This is a genomic window from Actinoplanes sp. NPDC089786 (assembly GCF_040684855.1).
Classification (GTDB): Bacteria; Actinomycetota; Actinomycetes; order Mycobacteriales; family Micromonosporaceae; genus Actinoplanes.
Window position 1 is genome coordinate 1 of sequence record NZ_JBFBGU010000081.1, and the last position, 1,193, is coordinate 1,193.

Sequence of the window (1,193 nt, forward strand, 5' to 3'; positions counted from 1 at the left end):
CTAAGCGGGTAGGCAAAGGTTCGGTACGTAACTGGTGATGGGCTGTCAGCGAACACGCTCAGCGAGAGGGACATACCAACGAAAAGACCCCGTCGTGGGATCGGATCAAGTTTCCACACCAGAACGCGATCCCCGACGAGGTCACCGCCAGTATGCGCCCCGCGCACGTCTACGCCAGCATGTCCGAACAGCAACACACCGAACTGATTACCGCCCTGCACGGACCCTGGCGCAACGCCACCCGGATCGTGATGGTCGTACTGTCCGCCGCCGGCTTCAACGCCAGCGAGATCGCCGACCTGCTGCACTACGACCCGAAGACCGTTCGGGCCTGGATCGCCCGCCACCACGCCGAAGGCCTGGCCGGTCTGCCCGACCGGCCCCGCTCGGGACGCCCTCGCACAGGCAGCCCCCGCCTCGGCGAACGCATCCACGCCCTGCTGCAGAACCCGAAATCCTGGACCACAGCACGTATCTGGAAAGCCCTGGGCCGGCCCCAGCTGAGCATGTCCACGATGCGCCGACGCATCCGCGAACAAGCCCGCTGGGCCCGACCCCGCCTGATCGCCAAAAGCGACCCCAACCGAGACACCATCTGCGCCGACATCCGCGACCGGATCGCCGCCCTGCCGCAAGGCTCCGTAATCCTGGCCGAGGACGAAACCCACCTCGACCTACTCGCCCGGGTCCGCTCCTGCTGGATGCCCACCGGCCTGCGGCACCGCATCCTGACCCCCGGCACCAACGTGCGCCGCACCGTGCACGGCGCAGTCAACCTGCTCACCGGCACGGTGCACCACCACGTCAGCGTCAAGAACGTGTCCGTGGTGTTCTGCTACTTCCTGCAACAACTGCTCGACGCCTACCCGAATGCCCCGACCATCGCCGTGATCTGCGACAACGGCAGCACCCACCACAGCGCAATCACCCGACGCTGGCTCGCCGAACACCCTCGGATCCAGGTGATCGAAGGCGCGAAATACAGCCCCCAGGACAACCCCGTCGAACGGATCTGGGCCGTCATGAAACGAGCCCTCGCGAACACCGCACCCGCCACCATCACCGACCGCGTCCAACAAGCCCACGTCTTCTTCCAACACCGCACCGACGCCCAGAACCTCACCACCGCCGCACCCTGGACCTCACCCTGGCTACCCCAGAGTTACGGGAAACAGTTCCTGCCAGGGGCTTAG

General features: G+C 66.0%; 1 protein-coding gene. It reads left to right on the forward strand.

The window, feature by feature from the left end; all coding sequences use genetic code 11:
- The first annotated feature begins 152 nt into the window (after positions 1–152).
- Positions 153–1,193 (forward strand): IS630 family transposase, encoded by a 1,041-nt coding sequence (locus AB0O15_RS48000; protein ID WP_364334952.1) that lies wholly within the window; start codon positions 153–155, stop codon positions 1,191–1,193.

Bases quoted from the DNA above. Each gene is read 5' to 3' on its own strand.
- AB0O15_RS48000 (WP_364334952.1), top strand. From the start codon at position 153: ATGCGCCCCGCGCACGTCTACGCCAGCATGTCCGAACAGCAACACACC.